Annotated in this window: 4 protein-coding genes; 3 read left to right on the top strand and 1 reads right to left on the bottom strand. The window is 59.8% G+C overall.

From position 1 onward, the window contains the following. On the top strand, positions 1 to 1160 hold a 1160-nt coding region (gene obgE / locus H6B10_RS13690), incomplete at its 5' end, for a GTPase ObgE (protein WP_204652112.1). Between the two features lie 26 nt (positions 1161 to 1186). Beyond that, positions 1187 to 1567, top strand: a complete 381-nt coding sequence (locus H6B10_RS13685; protein ID WP_330031447.1) for a Mini-ribonuclease 3 — start codon at positions 1187 to 1189, stop codon at positions 1565 to 1567. 67 nt (positions 1568 to 1634) lie between these two features. Here H6B10_RS13685 and H6B10_RS13680 read toward each other — a convergent pair whose 3' ends face one another. Next, complete coding sequence (locus tag H6B10_RS13680; protein WP_204652111.1) at positions 1635 to 1793, bottom strand: hypothetical protein; 159 nt, start codon at positions 1791 to 1793, stop codon at positions 1635 to 1637. A gap of 102 nt (positions 1794 to 1895) precedes the next feature. On the opposite strand from H6B10_RS13680, the gene H6B10_RS13675 reads away from it, so the two are divergent. After that, on the top strand, positions 1896 to 3046 hold a 1151-nt coding region (locus H6B10_RS13675; RefSeq protein ID WP_204652110.1), incomplete at its 3' end, for an RsmF rRNA methyltransferase first C-terminal domain-containing protein.

The following is a 3046-nucleotide window of genomic DNA, read 5'->3' as shown; positions in this document are numbered from 1 at the left end:
GCGGTCGCGGCGGTGACATCATTTTTGTGGCCGATGACAACCTTTCCACGCTGATGGACTTCCGCTACAAGCGCAAGTACACGGCAGAAAATGGTGAGAATGGCCGCGCCAAGCGCCAGAGCGGCGCCGATGCCGATGATCTGGTGATTCGGGTGCCCCGCGGCACCGTCCTGAAAGAAGCCGAGACCGGTCTGGTGATTGCGGACCTGTCGGGATCGGAACCGGTGGTTGTCGCCCGCGGCGGCCGTGGCGGTTGGGGTAACTCTCACTTTGCCACTCCCACGCGTCAGATCCCCAAGTTTGCCAAACCCGGCCTGCCCGGCGAGGATCTGCACGTACAGCTGGAACTGAAAGTGATTGCCGACGTAGGTTTGATCGGTTTCCCCAATGTGGGCAAATCCACCCTCATCAGCATCATTTCCGCAGCCCGGCCCAAGATCGCAAACTATCATTTTACCACCCTCACGCCGGTTCTGGGCGTGGTGCGCGTGGGACCGGAGCAGAGTTTTGTCTGTGCCGATATTCCGGGCCTGATCGAAGGTGCTGCGGAAGGTGTGGGCCTGGGGCATGACTTCCTGCGCCATGTAGAACGCTGCCGCCTGCTGCTGCATGTGGTGGATGTTTCCGGCTGCGAAGGGCGTGATCCCAAGGCGGATTTTGAGCAGATCAACCACGAGCTGGCAGGGTTCAGCGCCGAGCTGGCAGAGCGTCCGCAGATTGTTCTGGGCAATAAGTGTGATATCGCTACCCCGGAACAGGTGGAAGAATTCAAAAACTATGTGGAGTCCAAGGGCCTGACCTTCCTGCCCATCTCGGCGGCAACCCGTCAGGGTGTGGACGGTCTGCCGGCACTGGTATACAACCGGCTGAAGGATCTGCCGCCCATCAAGGTGTATGAGGCGGAATACAAGCGTCCCGACAAAAGCCTGGAACCCACCCGTCCCTTCACGGTCACCCGCACCGGCGACCACGAGTTTACCGTGGACGCCCCCTGGCTGGAGCGCATTCTGGCCGGTACCAATGTGGAGGACTACGAAAGCCTGCAGTATTTCCAGACGCAGCTGGGTGATTCCGGTATTCTGGATAAGCTGGTGGCGGAAGGCGTCGAGGAAGAGGACACCATCAAAATCGGCGAATACGAGTTTGATTATCTGTATTGAGTATGTTGTTTGAAACGAAATCGGAAGTGGACATTCACGAAATGTCCCCGCTGGCACTGGCCTTTGTGGGGGATGCTGTGCTGGAACTGCTGGTGCGGGCCCGGCTGGTAGGCACCACCCGTTTGCAGCCCAACCGACTGCACACGGTTGCCACCCATTATGTCAGTGCCCACGCGCAAAGCAGAGAACTGGAGATCCTGGAACCGCTGCTGACCGAGGCAGAGGCCAATGTGCTGCGCCGCGGCAAAAATGCCAGCAAAGCCAGTGTGGCCAAACACGCCACCGTGCAGGAATACCGTGCTTCCACCGGCTTCGAGTGCCTGCTTGGCTGGCTTTACCTGCAAGGAAATACGGCCCGCATCCAGGAACTGTTCGACGCGCTTTGGAGCGCCTATCAACCCCAATGAAAAAAGCCCCGGCCCCTAAAAGGGGCCGGAGCCTTTTCTATGCTGCTGAAAAAGCTGCGGACGCGGATTACTTGCAGTTTTTGCTGCTGCTCTCGGTAGCACTGGTGGTGCGGTTGGTGCTGCGCTGCTGGGTGCTGTTGGTGGACTTTTTCTGGGTGCCGCTGGTGGTATGGTTGGTAGTGTTGGTGCTGCGGTTGGTCGTGTTGTTCGTCTGATTCTTTGCCATGAGGGTTTACTCCTTTCGCAAGTAAAAAAACGATCTGCGGTTTTCTTGCCGCACTGGTAGTTTGCCCGGTCATGGCCTGTTTATGCAAGGAAGGAAACCAAGATGGAATTCCCCGCTGATTTTCTCACACGGGAACGTGCTCTGTTGGGGGCACGGTTCGAGGAACTGTACCGTTATGCTACGCCGGAACCGGCCCGGGGCATCACGGTCAATACGCTGCGCTGTGCACCTGCGCAGTTGGCACAGCAGGCGGATTTTTCCGTTGCATCCTCACCGTTTTGTTCGGCAGCCTTCACCACCGCACCGGACTGGCGCCCCGGGCGTCATCCCTGGCACCATGCGGGTGTCTTTTACGCACAGGAACCCAGTGCCTCGGCACCGGCGGCTTTGTTGGATGTCCGCCCCGGCATGTGGGTGGCGGACCTGTGCGCAGCGCCCGGCGGCAAGACCAGCCAACTGGCGGCGGCCCTGCAGGGACAGGGATTGTTGGTGGCCAACGAGTTTGTGGCTGCCCGTGCAGAGATTTTACGCCAGAATCTGGAACGCATGGGGGTGACCAATGCGCTGGTTACCAATGAAGATACTGCCCGCTTGGCGGCAGCCTGGCCCGGACGCTTCGACCGGGTACTGGTGGATGCGCCCTGCTCGGGGGAAGGTATGTTCCGCAAGGAACCTGCTGCGCTGGCACAGCATGACGCTGCGTTGGTAGCACATTGCGCGGAACTGGGAGCACAAATTCTGGAAAACGCCGCGGCACTGCTGGCCCCCGGCGGCATACTGGTCTATTCTACCTGTACCTTTGCACCGGAGGAAGACGAGGGGCAGATCGCGGCTTTTCTGGCACGTCATCCGGAGTTTTCTCTTTGCGATCTTTCGGGCTGCGGCTTCGGCCGTCCGGGCGAAGCAAACCGTGCCCCGCAACCGTTCGGTGCGGAATTCTGCCGCCGTATCTGGCCCGCAGATGGGGGAGAAGGCCACTTTATGGCCAAACTGCAAAAATCGGCGGAGGCGGAAAAAGTTTGCCTGCCCCGCAGCAAACCCCAGCGTCCGGCTAAGGCACCGGCGGAATGGACGGCATTTGTCAAAGCCTGCTTTCCGCAGTTGGCGGACCTGCCGGTGAAACTGGCAGGGGAGTGGGTCCTGTTACCGCCCGTAGACAGCGAACAGCTTCCTGTTGGAAAATTGCGGCTTCTGCGCGGCGGTGTGCTGGCGGGCAGCGTGGTGAAAAAGCGCTTCCAGCCTGCCCACGCCCT

Source organism: Gemmiger formicilis (genome assembly GCF_016901605.1).
Taxonomy (GTDB): domain Bacteria; phylum Bacillota; class Clostridia; order Oscillospirales; family Ruminococcaceae; genus Gemmiger; species Gemmiger formicilis_B.
The sequence above is the reverse complement of the archived record's forward strand: the minus strand, read 5'-3'. Positions and strand labels throughout refer to the sequence as shown.